Origin of the sequence: Halomonas sp. G15, assembly GCF_021282295.1 — a bacterium.
GTDB classification, from domain to species: domain Bacteria; phylum Pseudomonadota; class Gammaproteobacteria; order Pseudomonadales; family Halomonadaceae; genus Halomonas; species Halomonas alimentaria.
The window spans coordinates 134494-155488 of sequence record NZ_JAJSPA010000001.1; the positions used below are offsets into that span (position 1 = coordinate 134494).

Here is a 20995-nt window from a genome sequence, read left to right on the forward strand (position 1 = left end):
CTCTCAGGGGCCCTCGCTGGCCAGCCGTGGCTCGCGCTCCAGTAACACACCGAAGCGCTCGCGCACGCTATCGGCGACACGCCCGGCAAACCCCAACAGTTCCTCGGCACTGCCGCCACCGAAGTGGACCAGCACCAGCGCCTGGCGCTCGTGCACGCCGAAATGCCCCTCTCGCCAGCCCTTCAGGCCACAGCGGTCGATCAGCCAGCCGGCGGCCAGCTTGACGCGGCCATCCGGCTGGGGGAAGTGCGGCATCTCGGGAAACTCGGCCAGCATGCGCTCGGCCAGTTCGACCGCTACCAGCGGGTTCTTGAAGAAGCTGCCGGCATTGCCCAGCAGTGCGGGGTCGGGCAGCTTCTCGCGGCGGATGGCACACACCGCCTCGGCCACCTCGAGGGCGGTGGGCGATGCCCCCGTGCGGCTCGCGAGATCACCATAGCCGAGGCGCGGCTGCGCCAGGCGAGAGACACGCAACACCAGCCGGGTGATCACCACGCGTCCCGCCAGTGCCCCCTTGAAGACACTGTCGCGATAACCGAAGGCGCACTCACTCGGCGAGAGCACCGCCTCACGCCCATCGTCGAGATGGATCAGGTGCACCGCCTCGATGACATCGCTCAGTTCCACGCCGTAGGCGCCGATATTCTGGATCGGTGCGGCGCCGCAATGGCCGGGAATCAACGCCAGGTTCTCGGTACCCCAAAGGCCAGCGGTGGCCAGTGCCATGACCAGCTCGTGCCAGTTCACCCCGGCCTCGGCATGGACCAGCACCGCGCCCTGCTCGCCCTCTTCCTGCCACCAGTCGGCCATAGCCGGCTGAATCACCAGGCCCGGAAGGCGCGCTGGCAGGATCAGGTTGCTGCCGCCGCCCAGCAGGGTCAGCGGCCAGTCATGCGCGCGCGCCTCGTCCAGCGCCTCTCCGAGCTGCGCGAGGCTACCCGGTGCGATAAAGCGTTCGGCCACACAGGGCAGGCCCAGGGTATTGGCCTGGCTCAGGTCGTGGTCGCGCTGGATCGACGCCATCAGCGCGGCGTCTCCAGGCGAACGGCGATCTCCTCCAGCAGCCCGTCGGCGGCTCGCTCGACCAGGTCGAGGACCTCCTCGAAGCCATCCTCGCCGCCATAATAGGGGTCGGGGACGGCGGTGTCCGGCAGGTCGGCGAACTCGAGGAAGAGTCCCATATGGACGTCGAGGCCGTCGGGCGCCTGTTCGTGCATCGCCTGCAGGTTATCGTGGTCCATGGCCAGCAGATAATCGAAGGCATGGAAGTCGGCGGCGTCCAGCTGCCGGGCGCGCAGCGCCGAGAGGTCGATACCGCGCCGGGAGGCCGCCTCCCGGGCGCGCTGGTCCGGCGCCTTGCCGACATGCCAGGGGCCGATGCCACAGGAGTCGACCGCGACCCGGTGGGCCAGGCCACGCTCCTCGAGCTTGCGGCGGAAGACCCCCTCTGCGGTGGGCGAGCGACAGATATTGCCCAGACAGACGAACAGCACACGCATCAATGGCCTCCCGATTCAGCGTCGTCGGTTGTCAGCAGGGCCCGCACACGGGCCAGGTCCTCGGCGGTGTCCACCCCCGCGGGATGGGGCTCCCGGGCCAGCGCCACCTGGATGGCGTGGCCATGGTGCAGCGCACGCAGCTGTTCGAGATGCTCCAGGCACTCCAGGGGCGACGGCAACCAATCGCGGTACTCGGCGAGAAAGCCGGCGCGGTAGGCATAGAGGCCGATATGGCGCAGCCAGGCATCGGTCTCGAGCAACTCGGGCCGCGTGGCGAAGGCATCGCGATCCCATGGGATGGGTGCCCGCGAGAAGTAGAGGGCGCGGCCATCCAGGGCGCGCACCACCTTGACCACGTTGGGGTTGAACAGTGACTCCACCTCGCCGATCGGCTCGGCCAGGGTGGCGATGGAAGCCCCGGGATCATCGAACAGTCGCTCGGCGACCTGATCGATCAGCGCCGGGGGTATCAGCGGCTCGTCGCCCTGGACGTTGACCAGTACGGCATCGTCATCGAGCCCCAGGCGCTCGGCGACCTCGGCCAGTCGGTCGGTGCCGGAGGGGTGGTCCGCGCGGGTCATCACCACCTCCGCTCCCAGCGGCGCCATGGCCTGCTCGATACGCGGATCGTCGGTGGCCACCACCACCCGACTCGCCCCGCTCTCCCTGGCACGTCGCCAGACGTGGGCCAGCATCGGCTCACCGGCGATCTCGGCCAGCGGCTTGCCGGGCAGCCGTGACGAGGCGAAGCGTGCCGGGATCACCGCGATGAACTCCCTTCGATTTTTCCCCGTCCCCTCCGCCATCAGGCCTCTCCCGTGCGTCCGGGCGAGTCATGCAGCTTCTCGTCGACGGAGAGCTGTCGCGCCTCCTCGGCCAGCATCACCGGAATGCCATCGCGGACCGGATAGGCCAGGCCATCGAAGAGGCAGTGCAGTTCATCGGCCTCGCGGTGGTACTTGAGCTTGCCCTTGCACAGCGGGCAGACCAGCATGGCCAGCAGTTCCTTGTCCATCGTATTCACCTCACTTCGGGGGATGAGCCGGCATCTCGCCGGCTCGCGAATTCGTGTCATCGTTCCCGGGCACCCGACGAGCCCTCAGCGCCGTCAGGCGCTCGTCGAGCCAGGCGACAAAGGCAGGCTCGGGAGCGGCCTCCACTTCCAGCACCCAGCTCTCCCCGGGGGCCAGGTCACGGCACTTGACGGCATCCTTGGCGGTCATCACCAGCGGCCGATGATCGGCGAAGCGCAGCTCATCGGCACGGAAGGCATGATGGTCACCGAAGGGATGGGGCATCACTTCGATGGCGAGCCCCTCCAGGGTCTCGAAGAAGCGTTCCGGTCGGCCGATGCCGGCCACGGCATGCACCGGCCCCGCGAAGGGTGGCGCCGCGATGGGGTAGCGCCGGCCATCGCCGAGGCGACGCCAGGCAGATGGCACCAGCGTCATGCGCCGGGCAGCCATGGGCAGAGTGCGCTGCGCTTCGCCGTTGACCAGGGTGGCATCCACGCTCTCCAGGCGCGACAGGGGTTCGCGCAGTGGTCCCGCCGGCAGGCAGCGACCATTGCCGAAGCCCCGCGCACCATCCACCACTACCAGCTCCAGGTCGCGGGCCAGTGCCAGGTGCTGCAGGCCATCGTCGCTGACCAGGATATCGCAGCCGGCCTCCAGCAGCCGGCGAGCGCCGCGCGGACGGTCGGGATCCACCACCACCGGCACCCCGCTCTGGTCGGCCAGCATGCGCGGCTCGTCCCCGCAGGCCGCGGCCGGTGTCGAGGGCTCCACCAGCAGCGGATAGTCGGCGCACTTGCCGCCATAGCCCCGCGACAGGATACCCGGCCGCCAGCCGCGCTCGGCCAGGTGCTCCACCAGCCAGGCCACCAGCGGCGACTTGCCGGTGCCGCCCAGGGTCAGGTTACCGACCACGATCACCGGCACCGGCGCCCGCCATGCCTGGCGGCGCCCGCTGGCATAGGCAGCGGCGCGACGCCGCACCGCCCAGCGGTAGAGCGCCTCCAGTGGGCTCAGCAGCCCCAGCCAGGCATCCCCCCGGTAGGCGGCGGTCAGCCAGCGCTCGCCCAGCCCGCTCATGCCGGCCTGGACTTCCGGCAGCGCAGGCGATGCTGCGCCGCGGCCAGGGTCGCCGTTCCGCCATCCTGCCTGTGCTTCATGCCGGGTCGGCCTCCTGGAACTGCAGGCGATGCAGCGCTGCATAGGCACCATCACGGGCCAGCAGCTCGGCATGGCTGCCCTGCTCGATGATCTCGCCCTGCTCCATGACCAGGATGCGATCGGCGCGCTCGATGGTGGAGAGGCGGTGGGCGATCACCAGGGTGGTGCGCCCCTTGCAGACCTCTTCCAGTGCCGCCTGGATATGGCGTTCGGACTCGGTATCCAGCGCCGAGGTGGCCTCGTCGAGGATCAGCAGCGGCGCATCCTTGAAGATCGCCCGGGCGATGGCCAGGCGCTGACGCTGCCCGCCGGAGAGCATCACGCCGTTGTCACCGACCAGCGTCGCATAGCCCTGGGGCAGGCGCTCGATGAACTCATGGGCATGGGCGGAGCGGGCTGCCGCCTCGATGGCTGCCGGGTCGGCGTCGTCCACGCCGTAGGCGATATTGTCGGCAATGCTCGAATTGAACAGGGTCACCTGCTGGGAGACCAGAGCGATCTGGCGGCGCAGCGGCGCCAGCCGATAGTCATCCAGCGGCACATCGTCGATCAGCACGCGTCCGGCACTGGGACGATAGAAGCGCGGCAGCAGGCCGACCAGCGTCGACTTGCCACTGCCCGAGCGCCCGACGATCGCCACCATCTCACCCTCGGCCACCTCAAGGTCGATGCCCTTGAGCACCTCCGGCTGGCCATCGGCATAGCGGAAGGCGACCCCCTCCAGGGTCACGCGACCGGCAAGTCGCGAGGGCTCGTAGGTACCCTCGTCGCGCTCGGGAGGCTGCTCGAGCAGCCCGAACAGCTCCGACGAGGCGGCCAGGCCCTTCTGGATCTCGCTGTTGATCTCGGTCAGCTGACGCACCGGCTTGGCCATCAACGAGGCGGCGGTGATGAAGGCCACGAACTCGCCGGCGGTCATGTCGGCCATCAGCGCCGGCGACATGGCCAGCCACACCAGTACCGCCAGGGCCAGGGCCACCAGCAGCTGGATCACCGGGGTACTGACCGCCTTGGTCAGCGCCTCCTTCAGGCTTTGCTGGCGGTTGTAGTCGCTGGCCGCGGCGAAGCGGGCCTTCTCGAACTCCTCGGCGCCGTGGGTGCGTACCACCCGGTAGCCGGAGAGTGCCTCGGAGGCGACGTGGGTGACCTCTCCCATGGAGGCCTGGATACGCCCCGAGATACGCCGGAAGCGCTTGCTGGTATAGCTCACCACCCCGCCGATCAGCGGGGTGACCGCCAGGAACAGCAGCGTCAGCATCCAGTTGGTCCACAGCAGGTAGCTGACCAGGCCGATCACGAAGAGCCCCTCGCGCAACAGGATGGTCAGTGCCTTGGTGGCCGCCCCGGTGACCTGCTCCACGTGGTAGGTGACCCGCGAGATCAGGTGGCCGCTGGAGTGGTTGTCGAAGAAGCGCCCCGGCAGATGCAGCATATGGTTGAAGACATCGCAGCGCAGCGCGTGGACCACGTTACGCGCCACGTTGCTCATGTAGTAGGTGCCGAGAAAGGTACCCAGCCCCCGGGCGGCGAACATGCCCACCACGAACAGCGGCAGGAAGAGCCGAAAGGCGGCGTCGGGCTCCTGGATGCCGTCGATCAGGCGCTTCATCATCTCCGCCAGGGCGGTGCTGGAGGCGGCATAGATGGCATAGCCGAAGATGGCCAGGGCGAAGGAGCGCCAGTAGGGGCGCACATAGCCCAGCAGGCGGCGATAGAGCGTCACGCCCGACTGCCGGGAAGCGTGTTGGGAAGTCCCGATGGGGGTCACGGCGTCTCCGCTGGTCTGGGAAAGGAATCGCTCGACGAACTCTCGGTAGTCGCTATCCGCACGCGCTGGATACCCTGCTGTCCGGCCTGGTCGAGGGCACGCACCACATCCGCATGGCGGGCTTGGGCATCGGCCTCCACCACCAGGCCATGCTCGCGGGCCTGCTCCGCTTCGGCGGCCAGAGCCGCACCCAGCGACTCGGGGGCCAGTTCACGCCCTGCCAGCCGATAGACGCCCTCGGCGGTGACCACCAGAGTCACCGGCGACGGCTCGGCGGCGACGCCACTGACCGACTCCGGCAGGGTGAGTTCGAGCGCCTGCCGGGTCTCGAAGGTGGTGGAGACCATGAAGAAGATCAGCAGCAGGAACACCACATCGATCAGCGGGGTGAGATTCACCTCCACCGGGTCACGGCGCCGCCGGGGGAACCTCACGGGCGCTTCACCTCGGGAGCGAGCCGGCCATCGGCCTCGACACGCTCGGCGTCCCGGGCCGGCTCCTGGCGCTCGGCCAGCGTGAGATCTTCGCCATAGTGGGCCAGGAACTCCACCACCTGGCCGGCCTGCTCCTCCATGCGTACGGTGATATCCTCGACACGCCGCTGGAAGTAGCGGTGGAACATCAGCGCGGGAATGGCCACGGTGAGGCCGGCCGCGGTGGTCACCAGGGCCTGGGAGATGCCGCCGGCCAGCTCACCCGCACGGCTCGCCCCTTCCGCCGACACGATCACCGCGAATACCTCGATCATGCCCACCACGGTGCCCAGCAGGCCGATCAATGGGGCGATGGCGGCGATGGTGCCCAGCGGGCTGAGGAAGCGTTCCATGTCGTGGATCACCGCGGTGGCGGCCTCGGTCAGGCGCGCCCTCACCTGCTCGTGGCCTAGCCGGGCATTGCGCAGCCCGGCGGCCAGCACCCCGCCCAGCGGCGAGTGACTCTCCAGCCAGTAGAGATTGACCTGGCCGCGGGTGATCAGGGTGCACACCTCCTGGCCCAGCCCGCGCGGGGCGATGCGCCCGGCACGCAGGGTCCACAGGCGCTCGATGATGATCACCGTGGCCAGCAGCGAGCAGCCGAGCAGCGGCAGCATCAGCCATCCCCCGGCGATCAGGGCCTCCATCATGTCCATGCGCACATCCTCTCCGGTGGCCGCGGGAGTCCAGCCGCGTTTACGGCGATTCTAACGCAAGGTGCCCGCAATCGACACCAGGCCGAACGCCGGGCCGGGCCGTCTCGGGAATCGACAGCTCGTCACCGCCGAGCCGGAAGGTCAGCGCGCCGTCCAGGCCGGTGCTCCACTGGCAGACCCCGGCGCGCCGGAAGCGCCTGACCACCTCGGGCGCCGGGTGGCCGAAGGGGTTATGGCGCCCCACGCTATAGACCAGGTGGCGAGGGGCGAGCGCCGCCACCAGCGCCGGACCCGAACTGGTGGCACTGCCGTGGTGACCGGCGAGCAGCAGGCTCACGGGAGCAGCGGCCTCGCCCAGCAGCCGCCGCTCCTGTGCCTTGCCCAAGTCGCCGGTCAGCAGCAGGCGATGATCGCCGGCGGTGACCTCCAGCACGCAGGAGCGGTCGTTGTCCGAGAGTCCCCTTACGTCGTGGGGTGGCCACAGCAGGCGGAAAGCGACGCCGTCACGACGCCACTCGCGACCGGCCCTGCAGGGCTCGCCCCCCGTCCCCGGCAGCGCTGCCTGGGGCCCCAGGTAGTCCTCGACGCGATGTTGCGTCTCAAGGCCCGCCACCCCACCGGCATGATCACCATCGGCGTGGCTGACGATCACCGTGTCGAAGGCTTGCCCCGGCGGCCACAGCGTTTCCAACGGCGTGAAACCCGAGGCGAAGCGCGGCCCGGTATCGTAGAGCAACCGGTAGTCGGCGGTAGCGAGCTCCACCAGCTGGCCCTGCCCCACATCATGAACCCTGACCACCAGCTCACCGGGCGGCAGGCGCTCGGGCTGCCACAGCAGCGGGACCAGCACCAGCAGCAGCGAGGCCGTCACCCGCAAGCGTCGATCCAGGCCGGGCAATCCCCACAGCATCGCCAGGACCAGCAGCGCGAGCGCCACCGGCAGCGTCTGGGCGGGTTCGGGGTGCCACAGCGGCAGCCACGCTGCCGCCGCATCCAGCAGCCATGCCAGTCCTTTCGCCAGCCGTGCGAACAGCCACCAGCAGGCCTGTGTCAGCCCCGGCAGGGGTGTCAGCAACCACCCCAGCAGCCCCAGCGGCACCAGCAGGCTGCCCACCAGCGGCACGGCGACCAGGTTGACCAGCGGTGCCCCCGGAGCCAGCCGATCGAAGGCCAGCAGCACGGCGGCGGCCATCGCCGGGGCCAGCAGCAGCTGGGTACGCACCAGCCCCCACAGCCAGCCACGCACCCCGCGCGGTCGCGGACGACCCTGCCAGATGAGGATCAGCATGGCCACCGCCCCGAAGGAGAGCCACAGTCCCGGCCGCCAGGCGCTGAGCGGGTCGATCAACAGCACCAGGGCGAGCGCCAGCCACCAGCCCTGCCAGGGCCCCGGCGCATGGCGCCCGCTGGCTACCCAGAGGCCCACCAGGGCCATGGTCAAGGCGCGCAGGGCCGGTGGCTCGAGTCCGGCCAGCAGCGCATAGCCACTCGCCCCGCACGCCGCCAGCCACCAGGGCCATACCACCAGCCGCCAGCGGCCCGGGGTCACCAGGCGTGCGGCAACACGACCCAGCAGCAGCACGAAGGCCGCCACCAGGCTCACATGGAGGCCGGAGATCACCATCAGGTGGGTGGTGCCGGTGGCGTTGAGCAGCGCCCAGTCCTCATCCGAGAGGCGCTCGCCGGCCCCCAGGGTCAGGGCCGCCAGCCAGCGTGACGGGAGTGGAGGCAGCTGTTGCCTGTCGAGCAGTGCCAGTGCCAGGCCCCGAGGGTCGGGCGGCGCCGTGGCCAAACGTTGCGGAGCCGGTGCGTCGCGGACATAGCCGGTCGCCTGGATGCCCTCGCGCCACAGCCAGGCGCGATAGTCGAAGGTACCGGGGTTGGCGAGCCCGCCGGGGGGTCGCAGCCTGACGGCGAGTGCCCAGCGCTCCCCCTTCTGCATGGGCGGCGGCGCATAGGCATTGAGGCGGACTCGTGTCAGCTCATCACAGGGCAGCCGCGGCGAGGCGATGGGCCGACACCGCTCCACGGCCACGCCGAGTCGTGTCAGCCGCCCCTGCGACACCACCGATTCGAGCCGCCCCTCCAGCACCAGGTCGACGCCCCCCAATCCGGGCGGCAACTGCCCGCCCTGCACCGTGAGCACGGCGCCCGCCATCCAGGAGACCAGCAGCACACCCGCCACCGCCGCCCGGCAGCGTAGCGCCAGGCTAGCCAGTAACACCAGGCCCAGCCCCTCGGCGAGGCCCGGCGGCGGACTGGCCCCCAGCCCGATGCCCGACAGCACGGCGAGGGCCAGGGGAAGTGCCCATCCTCTCGGCATTGCCTGGCTCCGACAACCGGGGCCGATCTCCCCGCAGCGTGAAAGGCCGCGGGTGCGGTCACGCGGCCTTGTATGGATAATAGGCCAGGTCACGATGCCGCGAGCCAGTGCCCATGCCGCGCCGCCTGCTACAGCGCTACATGCCCCACCCCGATACCCTGAGGCGACAGCGCTCGCTGCGCTTCATGAACGGCCTGATCGGCAATCCCGCACTATGGGTGCTGACTCGACGCAGCGTGGCCAACGCCTTCTCGGTGGGCCTGTTCAGCGCCATGCTGCCGATCCCTCTGCAGATGGCGGTGGCGGCCTGCGGCGCCTGGCTGGCACGTTGCAATCTCCCGCTCTCGGTGGGCCTGGTCTGGGTCACCAACCCCTTGACCATGCCGCTGATCTTCTACGCCAATTACCGCCTCGGGGCCTGGCTGATGGATGTACCGGCACGCGACGCCCCCGAGCGCCTCTCCCCCTACTGGATCGCCGAACGGCTGGGCGACATCCTGCCCTCCCTGGCGCTGGGCTCGGTGGTCACGGCGGTGGCGCTGGCGCTCGTCGCCAACCTGGCGGTACGGCTGCTGTGGCGCTGGCAGATCTCGCGCAGCTGGAAGGCCCGCCATCGACGGCGGCGCCGAGTCGACTGCGACGACGCCCTGTAGTCCCCCAGGCACGACACCATCCTGCCCCAGCTCAGGCCCCCACAATGCAGGCGGCCGCCTCGAGAGGCGGCCGCAGGCATGGCGAACGGTACGGGATCAGCTTGAGGTCGACGCCCCCGGCTGTTCGCTCAGCCGCCCCTCGTCTAGGCGCATGACACGATCCTGGTGGGCGGCCAGGGCCGGGTCATGGGTAACGATGACGAAGGCACAGGCGGCAGTACGGGCCAGCTCATCCATCAGAGCCAGGATGCCCGCGGCGGTGTGCTGGTCCAGATTACCGGTGGGCTCGTCCATCAGCACCAGGCTGGGGTCGGTGACCAGTGCACGGGCGATGGCCACCCGCTGGCGCTCACCGCCGGAGAGCTCGCCGGGCTTGTGGTCGGCGCGCGATGCCATGCCCACCTTCTCCAGCAGCTTCATGGCGCTGGCCTCGGCCACCTTCTTGCGCTGGCCACGCACGATCAGCGGCAGGGCCGCGTTCTCCACCGCGGTGAACTCGGCCAGCAGGTGGTGGAACTGGTAGACGAAGCCAATATGACGGTTGCGGAAGCGTCCCAGTGCGGCCTCACCGAGGTTGAGCAACGACTCGCCGGCGATACGCACCTCGCCGCGGCTGGGCCGGTCGAGCCCGCCCAGCAGATTGAGCAGTGTGGTCTTGCCGGAGCCGGAACTGCCGACGATGGCCACTCGCTCACCGGCATTGACGGTGAGGGTGAGCCCATCGAGCACGGTAATGTCCTGAGGCCCCTCGCGGTAGACGCGGGTCAGGTCGTGGCACTCCAGCATCGTCTGCCCGGCGGTACGTTGCATGGCTGTCTCCTGGTGGGGGCTCGGGGCGTGGCGGGCATCACTCATAGCGCAGCACCTCCGCCGGCTGCACGCGGGCGGCGCGCCATGCCGGATAGAGTGTGGAGAGGAAGGTCAGGACCAGGGCCGCGGCGACGATATTGCCGACGTCCTCCCAGTGCAGCCGCGAGGGAAGATTGCTTATGAAGTAGACACCGGCGTCGAGGAACTGGATGCCGAACACCGCCTCGACCCAGTCGATGATGTCGGAGATGGTCAGCGCCAGCAGCACCCCGAGTCCCACGCCCACCAGGATGCCGATCACGCCGATGGCCAGGCCCTGGACCACGAAGATACCCATGATCGAGCGCGGTGTGGCGCCGATGGTGCGCAGGATGGCGATATCGGCGTGCTTGTCGGTAACCACCATGACCAGGGTCGAGACGATATTGAAGGCCGCGACGGCGATGATCACCGTGAGCAGCAGCGCGATCATGCGCTTCTCCATCTGGATCGCCTGGAAGAGGTTGCCGTGGGAGAAGGTCCAGTCGTAGCCGCGGTAGCCCGGCCCCAGCTCGTTGACGATCGCCCGGGTCTCGGCGCTCGCCGCGAACAGGTCATCGAGCTCCAGGCGCAGGCCGCCCACGGCGTCGCCCAGGCGCGCCAGGGTCTGCATGTCCTCGATATGGGCATAGGCCAGGGCGGCATCGAGATCGGCTCCGACGCTGAAGATACCGCTGACATTGAAGCGCTTGAGTCGAGGGAAGACCCCGGCCGGGGTGATCGAGGCCTCGGGCACCAGCAGGGTGACCCGGTCGCCGACCCCCACCCCCAGGCGTCGCGCCAGGATCGAGCCGAGCACGATGTTCCACTCGCCGGGCTCGAGGTCGGCGAGACTGCCCTGCTGCATGTTCTCGCCGATGATCGACACCCGATCCTCCCACTCGGGATGGATACCATTGACCATGGCACCCTCGTTGCTGCCGCCTACCGAGAACATGCCCTGCTGCTCCACGTAGGGGGCGGCACCGATCACCCGGTCGCGCGTCATCAGGCGCTCAGCCAGCGCCTCCCACTCCACCATGCCGGTGCGTGACTCGATCTTGGTGTGGGGCACCATGCCGAGGATCCGTGTGCGCAACTCGTGATCGAAGCCGTTCATCACCGAGAGCACCAGGATCAGCACGGCCACACCGAGCATCAGGCCCAGCATGGAGGTCAGCGATATGAAGGAGATGAAGTGGTTGCGGCGCTTGGCGCGCACATAGCGCAACCCGATCAGGAAGGGCAGTCTATCCAGCATTGATGGCGTTCCTTGTCGGCGATGGCCCTGTAGCAAGGCGGCATTAGCCCTGCAGCAAGGCGGCGGGCGCCCATGGTAAGGCTTTTGCCTTGGCGCTGCATCGCCGGGAAGCGCTAATCCACGGGATTTGCACGGCTCTCGCCGATGGCAGCCGCGAACTCGGGATGCGGCTCGGGCATGCCGATGCAGGCGCCCTGGGCGAAGTCCACACCCAGGGCGCGCACCCGTGCCAGCACCGCCTCGCTGTGCACAAACTCCGCCACCGTGGCGATGCCCAGTTCGCGGGCGAACCCCACGATACCGCGGATCAGGGTCTCGGCATCGGCGTCGGTATCGACCTGACGCACCAGGCTGCCATCGATCTTGAGCAGGTCCACGTCGAGACGAAGCAGGTGCTCGAAGTTCGAGTAACCGCTGCCGAAGTCATCGATGGCGATCCTCACGCCCAGCGCCTTGGCCCGCTCGATGAAGGCGCTGACCACGGCATAGTTATCGATCCCCTCGGATTCGAGGATCTCGAAGATCAGCCGCTCGCCGGCGCCACTCTCGGCCACCCGCGCCAGCAGCACCTCGCTGATCTCGGCATCGGCGATATCCTCGCCGGAGAGGTTCAAGGAGAACTCGTGGGGACTCTCGGCCATGGCCGTCAGGCAGCGATCGATCATGGTCAGCGTCAGCCGGCGGTAGAGCCGACTGCGCCGGGCCACCTCGAGGAAGACGCCGGGACTGACCGGGCTGCCCTCTTCATCCAGCATCCGCACCAGGCATTCAAACTTGCCGACCCGCCCGCTCGCCACCTCGAGAATCGGCTGGAAATAGGCCACGACCCGGCCATCATCGAGGGCCTCGGCCAGCCGATTGGCCCAGGCCAGGTTGCGCTCGTAGTCGCGGCGCACCCGGGTGGCCGGGTCATAGAAGGCAAAGGGCCGCTGCTCTCCGCGGGCCTGCTTGAGGGCGATGTTGGCCGATGAGAGCAGGGTCTCGTCGCCATCGCCACCGCTCTCCAGCTGCCAGCTCGAGGCCACACCCAGGGTCATCTGCAGCGGCAGTTCCTGCCCCCGCCAGTCGAGCCGCAGGCCGCTCAGGGATTGGTAGAGGGATTCGACCGTCGCCTGCAGGGTGTCATCTGCCACGGCACCGGGGAGCCACACCGCCTGCTCGTCACCGGGCATGCGATAGAGCCGGCAATTGCGCCAACCACTCGCCTTCAACAACTCTTCGAGACGCTTCGCCAGGTGCTGGATCACCCGGTCACCGCAGCGATGGCCGAAGAGGTCGTTGATCTGCTTGAAGCCGTCGACATTGACCAGCATCAGCGAACCCGCCCGGCCCGACTCGAGGTCGGCCAGCAGTCGCGCGCGGTTGGGCAGCCGGGTCAGCGGATCGGTATAGAGAGTGCGCAGCTGGCGCAGCAGCCCCGCCACCAGGAACAGGATCACCCCCGCCAGCACCAGCAGGGCCAGGCCGATGCCGACCAACAGCTGCAGGTTGACCCCGCGCATGGGGGCCAGGACGGCATCGATCTCGGCCTGGGGCACGGCGATACCGAAGACCATGCCGGCGCGGGAAGTATCGTGATAGAGCGACCAGGGCTCTCCCCCGAGGGCGAGATCGCGCCGCACCATGCCCTCCACGGCGGCCAGTTTGTCGGCGTCACGGTGCAGCTCCAGCGCCGACACCTCCTCGATGAGGCGCTGGGCTCGCTGCAGGTCCTCGGCACGGGCCAGGCTGGAGAGGTTGCGATTCTCGCGATCGACCAGGAAGGCGAAGGTGCTGGGGGTAACCTGCACATCGCTGACCAGGCCGATGATGTCGTCGGCCACCCAGTCGCTGGCGGCCATGCCCAGCACGCGCCCCGCCGCATCACGGATCGGCGCACTGACGCTGATCACCGCATCGTCGATACGCGGCTTGAAGTAGGTAGCGGTCCAGTGTGGCTGGGGGTTGCCCTCGCGCCAGCCATCAAGGCGGCTCTGCAACCACTCCGCCTGGGCCCAGCCGGACGCCAGTGGCTCGACCACCACACGCTGCTCCTCGCGACGCGCGAACATCGCGACGGGTCGCTCCGACCGAGTCAACCACAGGGTAGCTCCCCGGGCGTCGGGAAACTCTGCCAGGGCCTGCTCCAGGGCCTCGGATACCCTGGCCTCGCCCGCCTCCATCTCGGCAAGCAGCAAACCCGCCCGGGCCAGCCCGCGGCTGTTCTGCTCCATGCGCCGATGGTGGGCATCGATGCGGTCGAGGTTGGCGTGGAAGGTATCGACGATCTGCCGCTCACGCAGCTCCGCGAGCGCACCCTCCGCATAGCGCAGGTTGAGGGTCGAGAGCAGCCACATGCCACCGAAGAACAGCGCCACCAGCAGCGCCAGCAGCAGCATGATCAGGGGGCGGCGCCCAAGGACGGGGCGCTGACGTCTCACCGGGTGCCCTCGGCATCCGCATCGCCAGGCGAGGCGGTGAGTGCCTCGAGCCGCTCCCTGGCCTGGTCATCGCCGTTGCTCACGGCACGCCGGTACCAGCGCAACGCCTCCTCCCGTTCGCCAGCCAGTTCGGCCATGCTGCCCATGTGTCGCTGGGCACGGGGGTCATCCTGTTCGGCGGGTGCCAGGCAGGCCTCGCGAGCCTTGCCCAGGTTGCGAATGGTGAACAGCAGGTAGCAGTCGTTGGCCTGGCGCCGATCCACCGCCTCCTCGACTCGCTCGTCGCGCTCCGCCAGGGGCTCAACCGGCGTATTGCCCGCATCGGGTGCGGGTGCCGCGGCGGCACGGCGTGCCTCCTGCTGTCGCACCCGCGTATAGAAGGCATTGACCTCGGCGGGGCAGGAGTAGAGGTAGCCGCGCCGAAAGCGAGCCAGGGTCTCACGACTGACGGGGCGCTCGGCATACTCGTCGGCGACGGCCGCGCAGCGGCGATCACGCTCCTGCGAGATATCGGTCAGCACCTCGGCATAGCGAGGATCCTCGCCATACTTCTCCAGGTAGCGGGTCAACGGATCGATGTAGGGCTGGTCGAACAGCGCCTGACGCTCTTCGCGACGCTCCTGGGCCAGCGCCGCCTGTTCCGCATCATCGCGTCCGAAGAGTCCTGCAAGGCGCTGACCCTGGGCGCTGATCGCCTCGCCGGAACGCGTCAGCCACTCGTTCGAGGTGTTGGCCACCGTTTCACGGTCGGGAAGCGAGGTACAGCCGCCGAGCATCAGACCAATCAAGGTGATCACGGAAAGCAGGGAACTGGCGCGCATGCGACTCCTTAGCGACCCCGGAACGGTCGACGTTGCCATCAGGATACCACCGCCCGGGGCGAAGACCAGCCAGGGCTGTGCCGTCCTGTGCGCTTGCATAGCGCGACCGGGCCGCCTACATTCGCCGCCTGACACCCCACGATCAGGGACATGACCCGATGGCCACACGCCTGCTCCCCGAGTGGCATCCCCAGGATGCCGTCCAACTGACCTGGCCCGGCCCGGAGAGCGACTGGGCATCGATGCTGGAGCGCATCGAGGCGACCCTGGAGGCGATGGTGGTCGCCATCGCCCGCTACGAGAGCGTGCTGATCAGCGTGCCCACCACGCTTGTCCGCACCCACCTCGCGCGACGCTTCTCCCTGCTGGGTGTCCCTGCCGAGCGGCTGACGCTGGTGGTCGCCGAGGCGGACGACACCTGGGCCCGCGACCATGGCCCCCTAGCCGTGGAGTGCGACGGCAAGCTGGTACTGAACGACTATGTATTCACGGGCTGGGGCGGGAAATTTCCCGCCGCCAGGGACAACACCCTGACCCGCCGCCTCGCCGCAGCCGGCGCCTACGCCTGCCCGGTCAGCGAGCGTGGCCTGGTACTGGAGGGCGGCGCCATCGAGAGCGACGGCGAGGGTACCCTGCTCACCACCGAGGCCTGCCTGCTCAACCCCAATCGCAACCCCGGGCTCGACCGCCGCGCCGTGGAGGAGTGGCTCCACGCGGACTTCGGCGTGACGCGGGTGCTGTGGCTGTCCCACGGGAACCTGGAGGGCGACGACACCGACAGCCACGTGGATACCCTGGCGCGCTTCTGCGACCCGGCCACCATCGCCTACGTGCATTGCGACGACGAGCAGGATCCCCACTACCCGGCGCTTGCCGCCATGGAGGCGGAGCTCAAGGCGCTGCGCCGCGCCGACGGCCAGCCCTACCGTCTGGTGCCCCTGCCCTGGCCCAAAGCCTGCCTGGATCCCGAGGACGGCCACCGCCTGCCGGCCACCTATGCCAACTTCCTGATCATCAACGGCGCCGTGCTGGTGCCCACCTACGGCGACGCCGCCGACACCCGGGCATTGAATGCCCTGGCCGAGGCCTTTCCGGAGCGGGATATCGTGCCCATCGACTGTCGCAGCGTGATCCGCCAGCACGGCAGCCTGCACTGCCTGACCATGCAGCTGCCCCGCGGCAGCCTAAGCAAACAGGCCTGAAAACTGTCTTATAGCCACACTAGCAGGGGCGCTGGGGACAAGCCGAAGAGGAGGTCCTACGCCATGGACGGCGTCGGTAGCGTACAGGGAAGTATTCACAGCGCCTCCTCGACGGTCCGGCGCTCCGGGGCTTGTCGCCAGAAAAGCCCCGACGGCGATGAACAGCCTTAAAGTGAATCCAGAGTAACCAGACACGAGGAGAGTTCACCATGTCCCGTCATCTGAAGGTCGGCCTGGTCCAGCAGCCCGCCTGGCCCGACAAGGCCAGAAGCCTCGCCGAGAGTGAGGCCGGCATCCGCGAGCTGGCCGCCGCCGGCGCCGAGCTGGTCATGCTCCAGGAGCTGCACGCCACCCACTACTTCTGCCAGTACGAGGACACCGAACTCTTCGACCTGGCCGAGCCGCTGGATGGCCCCACCGGGACCCGCCTCGCGGCACTGGCCGCCGAGCTCGATATCGTGCTGGTGGGCTCGCTGTTCGAGCGCCGCGCCGCCGGCCTCTACCACAACACCGCAGTGGTCTATGACCGCAAGCTGGGTGCCGTGGGCCACTACCGCAAGATGCATATCCCCGACGATCCGGGCTTCTACGAGAAGTTCTACTTCACGCCGGGGGACGCCGATGGCACGGGCCAGGGCTTCGCCCCCATCGACACCTCGGTAGGCCGGCTCGGCGTGCTGGTGTGCTGGGACCAGTGGTACCCGGAAGCGGCGCGCCTGATGGCCCTGGCCGGAGCGGAGCTGCTGCTCTACCCCACCGCCATCGGCTGGGACCCCGCCGACGACGATGACGAGAAGGCGCGCCAGAAGGACGCCTGGACCCTGATCCAGCGCAGCCACGCGGTGGCCAACGGGGTGCCGGTGGTGGTGGCCAACCGCGTCGACCACGAGCCGGACCACTCCGGGGTCGGCCGCGGCGTCGACTTCTGGGGCGGCAGCTTCATCGCCGGCCCCCAGGGGGAGCTAATGGCCCACGCCGGCACCCAGGCCGAGCGCCTGCTGGTGACCCTGGACATGGACCGCGGCGAGGACGTGCGGCGGATCTGGCCGTATCTGCGAGACCGCCGCGTCGACGCCTACGGCGACCTGACCCGCCGCTACCGGGACTGACCTACTCGTCCTCCTCGGCGCCGGGCAGCACCCAGTTCAGGACGATGCCCACCAGGGCGGCCAGGCTCACCCCCTGCAGGGTGAACTGGCCGCCACCCACCTGCATGCCACCGATGCCGAACACCAGAATCAGCGAGATCACCACCAGATTGCGCGGCGCGGTCAGCGAGTGGCCGGCGCGCACCAGGGTGTTCATGCCCACCACGGCAATGGAGCCGAACAGCAAGGTCATGATCCCTCCCATCACGGGCCCGGGGATGGTCTGCAGCAGCGCTCCCAGCTTGGCGATGAAGGCCAGGGTGATGGCGGTGCAGGCGGCTACCAGCATGATGCGCGGGTCGAAGGCGCGGGTCAGGGTCACCGCCCCGGTCACCTCGGAATAGGTGGTGTTGGGCGGTCCGCCGAACAGCGCCGCCGCGGTGGTGGCCAGGCCATCACCGAGCAGGGTGCGATGCAGGCCCGGCTTCTGCAGGTAGTTCTGGCGCGTCACCGAACCGATGGCCACCATGTCGCCGATATGCTCCACCGCCGGGGCGATGGCCACCGGGATCATGAACAGGATCGCCGCCCAGTGGAAGCTGGGCGCGGTGAACTCGGGGATGGCCAACCAGGCCGCCTCGCGCACCGGCGAGAAGTCCACCAGTCCCATCATCAGCGCCAGCACATAGCCGGTGACGATGCCGCCCATGATCGGCACCAGGCGCACGATGCCACGCCCGAATACCGCCAGCACCAGGGTCACCAGCAGGCTCGTCATGGACAGGAACAGCGCCGGACCGTAATCGATATGATCGCTCGTCTCGCCGGTCGCCATGCTCACCGCTACCGGCGCCAGGGCCAGGCCGATCACCATGATCACGGGCCCCACCACCACCGGCGGCAACAGCCGGTGCAACCAGCCTGTGCCCTTGAGGCGTACGGCCTGGGAGATCACCACATAGACCAGGCCGGCGGCCATCAGCCCGCCCATGGTGGCCGACACACCGAAGTTGGCGATGGAGCCCTGGATCGGCGCGATAAAGGCGAACGACGAGGCCAGGAAGACCGGCACCGTCAGCTTCGTCACCCCATGGAACAGCAGCGTGCCGATACCGGCGGTAAACAGGGCCACACTGGGATCCAGGCCGGTGAGCAACGGCACCAGCACCAGGGCGCCGAAGGCAACGAACAGCATCTGCACGCCGGTGAGCAGGGTACGTGGCAGGGAGTCGACGGGCCGCGAGCCGGCCGCAGGGGTATCACTCATATGACGGGTCTCCATGAAAACGCCCCTGGAGCGAGGTCTCAGGGGCGTGATGACAGGGTCGAAAGGGGTCAGCGAGTGCCGAAGATCTTGTCACCGGCATCGCCCAGGCCCGGGACGATATAGCCATTCTCGTCGAGGCGCTCATCAACCCCGGCGGTATAGATCTCGATATCCGGGTAGGCCTCCTGCACCCGCTTGATCCCCTCGGGCGCAGCCACCAGGACGATCACCTTCATGTGCTTGCAGCCCCGTTCGCGCAGCATGTCCAGGGTCGCCACCATGGTCCCGCCGGTGGCCAGCATGGGGTCGATGACGATGGCCATCCGCTCGTCCAGGTCATTGGCGAACTTGGCGAAGTAGGGCACCGGCTCGAGGGTCTCCTCGTCGCGATAGAGACCCACCACGCTGATCCGCGCGCTGGGGATCAGGTCGGTGACACCGTCGAGCATGCCCAGGCCGGCGCGCAGGATCGGCACGATAGTGACCTTCTTGCCCTTGAGCAGCTGTACCGGGATCTTGTTGCCGCTCCAGCCGTCGATCTCCTGCTCCTGGAGCTCAAGGTCCTGGGTCGCCTCGTAGGTGAGCAGCTTGGCCAGCTCACCGGCCAGTTCGCGAAAACTCTTGGTGCTGATACCAGCTTCACGCATCAAGCCCAGCTTGTGCTGGACCAGGGGGTGCTGGATGGCGTGGACGCTCATGGTCGGGACCTCTTCACTGGTGCGACGGGGGTTGGCGGGCGACGGAAACCGGTCGACCTTGGTCGCATGGACCACGGTGACAAATTGCGCGCCATTCTACCCGTATCCTGCGTTGAGGTTAAGGCGTGGGCGCGTCCGGTTGCTCGGGCAGCTGCCAGTCGATGGGCTCGCGGCCATGCTCGACCAGGAAGGCGTTGGCCCGGGAGAAGTGATGGTTGCCGAAGAAGCCGCGGTGGGCGGAGAGTGGCGAGGGGTGTGGGGACTCCAGCACCAGATGGCGCGAGGTATCGATCAGTGCCTTCTTCTTGCGGGCCGGGCTGCCCCAGAGCAGGAACACCGAGGGCTCGGCATGCTCGCTCACCGTGGCAATGGCGCGGTCGGTGAAGGTCTCCCAGCCGCGGCCACGGTGCGAGCCGGCATTGCCCTGCTCCACCGTCAGCGAGGTGTTGAGCAGCAGCACCCCCTGGCGCGCCCATGATTCTAGATTGCCGTGTTCCACCGGCCTGAAACCCACGTCCGCCTGCAATTCCTTGTAGATATTGACCAGCGACGGCGGGATGCGCACGCCTGGACGCACCGAGAAGCACAGCCCGTGGGCCTGGCCCGGTCCGTGGTAGGGATCCTGGCCGAGGATAACCACCTTGACCCTTTCCAGGGGGGTGAGCTCGAAGGCGCGAAACCACTCCGAGGAGTGGGGGTAGATCACCTTCCTGGCGGCCTTCTCGGCGGCCAGGAAGTCACGCAGCGACTGCATGTAGGGCGCCTCGAACTCGGCGTCGAGCCACTGCTGCCAGCTGGCGGGTAGCGGTGCTGCCATCCCTGCCCTCCTCGCCTCAGCGCTTGACCTGGTCGGCCAGCGGCTCGACGTAGGCCACGCCCATGTCCCAGGGGAACTGGATCCAGCAGTCCTGGGCCACCTCGGTGAGGTACTGGTCGACCAGCGGCTTGCCCTCGGGCTTGGCATAGACGGTGACGAAGTGTGCCTTGGGCAGCATCTCGCGGACCTTGCGGGCGGTCTTGCCGGTGTCCACCAGGTCATCGACCAGCAGCCAGCCCTCGCCGTCATGGTCGACGCCCTTCATGACGTCCAGCCCGCCCTGATCCATATGGTCGTAGCTCTTGATGCACACCGTATCGATCAGGCGCACGTTGAGTTCCCGGGCGATCAGCGCCGCGGGGATCAGGCCGCCACGGGTGATGGCAACGATGCCCTTGAAGTCACGTTCCACCAGGCGGTGGCAGAGCTCGCGCACGTCGCGATGCAGCTGATCCCAGGAGACGGTGAAGTGCTGGTGGTAGCGGTTGCTGCTCATGGAATCATTCGTCCTCGGTGAAGGAACAGACGGCAAAGACGCCGTAGCCGGCATCGCGGATGCGCGCCGAGCCGCCGAGGTCCGGCAGGTCGACGATGGTGGCGGTCTCCACCACCTGACCGCCGCTGCGGCTGATCAGCTTGGCGGCGGCCAGCATGGTGCCACCGGTGGCGATCAGGTCATCGACGATCAGGATGCGGTCGCCCGCCTTGAAGGCGTCGGAGTGCAGCTCCACCTCGGCCTCGCCGTACTCCAGGGTGTAGGTCTCGCTGATGGTGCGAAACGGCAACTTGCCCTTCTTGCGCACCGGCACGAAGCTGCAGCCCAGCTCGTAGGCCAGGGGCGCGCCGACGATGAATCCGCGGGCGTCGATGGCCGCCACGGCGTCGATATCCATCTCCTGATAGCGGTGCACGAAGCTGTCGACCAGCTTGCGGAAGGCGGCACTGTTCTGCAGCAGCGGCGTGATATCCCGGAAGTTGACCCCCGGCTGGGGCCAGTCGGGGACGGTGCGGATGACGGACTTGATGTAGTCGCCGTAGATGCTCATG

Annotated in this window: 21 protein-coding genes; 3 read left to right on the top strand and 18 right to left on the bottom strand. The window is 68.4% G+C overall.

From position 1 onward, the window contains the following. Nucleotides 1-3: 3 nt before the first annotated feature. The 9 genes from murB to LWH48_RS00680 all read right to left on the bottom strand — a co-directional run bounded on the left by murB (nt 4) and on the right by LWH48_RS00680 (nt 8893). Nucleotides 4-1023, bottom strand: a complete 1020-nt coding sequence (gene murB / locus LWH48_RS00640) for a UDP-N-acetylmuramate dehydrogenase (protein ID WP_232910878.1) — start codon at nt 1021-1023, stop codon at nt 4-6. After that, nucleotides 1023-1499, bottom strand: a complete 477-nt coding sequence (locus LWH48_RS00645; RefSeq protein WP_232910879.1) for a low molecular weight protein-tyrosine-phosphatase — start codon at nt 1497-1499, stop codon at nt 1023-1025. Before LWH48_RS00645 ends, murB begins: the two co-directional genes overlap by 1 nt. After that, nucleotides 1499-2305: a 3-deoxy-manno-octulosonate cytidylyltransferase gene (kdsB, locus tag LWH48_RS00650; protein ID WP_232910880.1), complete on the bottom strand. Its 807-nt coding sequence runs from the start codon at nt 2303-2305 to the stop codon at nt 1499-1501. The genes LWH48_RS00645 and kdsB overlap by 1 nt, the downstream gene beginning before the upstream one ends. After that, nucleotides 2305-2514: a Trm112 family protein gene (locus LWH48_RS00655; RefSeq protein WP_213313321.1), complete on the bottom strand. Its 210-nt coding sequence runs from the start codon at nt 2512-2514 to the stop codon at nt 2305-2307. The genes kdsB and LWH48_RS00655 overlap by 1 nt, the downstream gene beginning before the upstream one ends. Nucleotides 2515-2524: 10 nt before the next feature. Further along, nucleotides 2525-3592 carry a tetraacyldisaccharide 4'-kinase gene (lpxK, locus tag LWH48_RS00660; protein WP_232910881.1) on the bottom strand — a complete coding sequence of 356 codons (1068 nt, stop codon included), beginning with the start codon at nt 3590-3592 and terminating at the stop codon, nt 2525-2527. Nucleotides 3593-3668: 76 nt separating this feature from the next. Continuing rightward, on the bottom strand, nt 3669-5441 hold the full coding sequence (gene msbA / locus LWH48_RS00665) for a lipid A export permease/ATP-binding protein MsbA (RefSeq protein ID WP_232910882.1): 1773 nt from the start codon (nt 5439-5441) through the stop codon (nt 3669-3671). Next, on the bottom strand, nt 5438-5875 hold the full coding sequence (locus LWH48_RS00670; RefSeq protein ID WP_161432310.1) for an ExbD/TolR family protein: 438 nt from the start codon (nt 5873-5875) through the stop codon (nt 5438-5440). The genes msbA and LWH48_RS00670 overlap by 4 nt, the downstream gene beginning before the upstream one ends. Continuing rightward, the gene (locus LWH48_RS00675; RefSeq protein WP_232910883.1) at nt 5872-6570 is read right to left on the bottom strand and encodes a MotA/TolQ/ExbB proton channel family protein; all 699 of its coding nucleotides are present in this window, start codon (nt 6568-6570) and stop codon (nt 5872-5874) included. Before LWH48_RS00675 ends, LWH48_RS00670 begins: the two co-directional genes overlap by 4 nt. 40 nt (nt 6571-6610) lie before the next feature. Then, nucleotides 6611-8893, bottom strand: a complete 2283-nt coding sequence (locus LWH48_RS00680) for a DNA internalization-related competence protein ComEC/Rec2 (protein ID WP_232910884.1) — start codon at nt 8891-8893, stop codon at nt 6611-6613. A gap of 113 nt (nt 8894-9006) precedes the next feature. Between LWH48_RS00680 and LWH48_RS00685 the strand changes: the two genes are divergently transcribed. After that, a complete protein-coding gene (locus LWH48_RS00685; protein WP_232910885.1) occupies nt 9007-9546 on the top strand; it encodes a DUF2062 domain-containing protein in 540 nt (179 codons plus the stop codon). Nucleotides 9547-9642: 96 nt separating this feature from the next. On the opposite strand, the gene LWH48_RS00690 is transcribed toward LWH48_RS00685, so the two are convergent. The 4 genes from LWH48_RS00690 to LWH48_RS00705 form a co-directional block, all read right to left on the bottom strand. Next, nucleotides 9643-10356 (bottom strand): ABC transporter ATP-binding protein, encoded by a 714-nt coding sequence (locus LWH48_RS00690; RefSeq protein ID WP_232910886.1) that lies wholly within the window; start codon nt 10354-10356, stop codon nt 9643-9645. Nucleotides 10357-10393: 37 nt separating this feature from the next. Then, on the bottom strand, nt 10394-11635 hold the full coding sequence (locus LWH48_RS00695; RefSeq protein WP_232910887.1) for a lipoprotein-releasing ABC transporter permease subunit: 1242 nt from the start codon (nt 11633-11635) through the stop codon (nt 10394-10396). Between the two features lie 113 nt (nt 11636-11748). Then, complete coding sequence (locus tag LWH48_RS18340; protein ID WP_232910888.1) at nt 11749-14055, bottom strand: EAL domain-containing protein; 2307 nt, start codon at nt 14053-14055, stop codon at nt 11749-11751. Further along, nucleotides 14052-14876, bottom strand: a complete 825-nt coding sequence (locus LWH48_RS00705) for a hypothetical protein (RefSeq protein ID WP_232910889.1) — start codon at nt 14874-14876, stop codon at nt 14052-14054. The genes LWH48_RS18340 and LWH48_RS00705 overlap by 4 nt, the downstream gene beginning before the upstream one ends. A gap of 158 nt (nt 14877-15034) precedes the next feature. Between LWH48_RS00705 and LWH48_RS00710 the strand changes: the two genes are divergently transcribed. After that, nucleotides 15035-16078: an agmatine deiminase family protein gene (locus LWH48_RS00710; RefSeq protein ID WP_232910890.1), complete on the top strand. Its 1044-nt coding sequence runs from the start codon at nt 15035-15037 to the stop codon at nt 16076-16078. Nucleotides 16079-16287: 209 nt separating this feature from the next. Then, complete coding sequence (locus tag LWH48_RS00715) at nt 16288-17187, top strand: carbon-nitrogen hydrolase (RefSeq protein WP_232910891.1); 900 nt, start codon at nt 16288-16290, stop codon at nt 17185-17187. A gap of 1 nt (nt 17188) precedes the next feature. Here LWH48_RS00715 and LWH48_RS00720 read toward each other — a convergent pair whose 3' ends face one another. The 5 genes from LWH48_RS00720 to LWH48_RS00740 form a co-directional block, all read right to left on the bottom strand. Continuing rightward, entirely contained in the window at nt 17189-18433 is a 1245-nt protein-coding gene (locus tag LWH48_RS00720) for a uracil-xanthine permease family protein (RefSeq protein WP_232910892.1), read from the bottom strand. A gap of 68 nt (nt 18434-18501) precedes the next feature. Continuing rightward, on the bottom strand, nt 18502-19131 hold the full coding sequence (upp, locus tag LWH48_RS00725) for a uracil phosphoribosyltransferase (RefSeq protein ID WP_161432320.1): 630 nt from the start codon (nt 19129-19131) through the stop codon (nt 18502-18504). Nucleotides 19132-19249: 118 nt separating this feature from the next. After that, entirely contained in the window at nt 19250-19948 is a 699-nt protein-coding gene (ung, locus tag LWH48_RS00730; RefSeq protein WP_232910893.1) for a uracil-DNA glycosylase, read from the bottom strand. A 16-nt stretch (nt 19949-19964) separates the two neighbouring features. Beyond that, nucleotides 19965-20444, bottom strand: coding sequence for a xanthine phosphoribosyltransferase (gpt, locus tag LWH48_RS00735; RefSeq protein ID WP_232910894.1), 480 nt, complete (start codon nt 20442-20444; stop codon nt 19965-19967). Between the two features lie 4 nt (nt 20445-20448). Then, nucleotides 20449-20994: an adenine phosphoribosyltransferase gene (locus LWH48_RS00740; protein ID WP_232910895.1), complete on the bottom strand. Its 546-nt coding sequence runs from the start codon at nt 20992-20994 to the stop codon at nt 20449-20451. Nucleotide 20995: the final 1 nt, after the last annotated feature.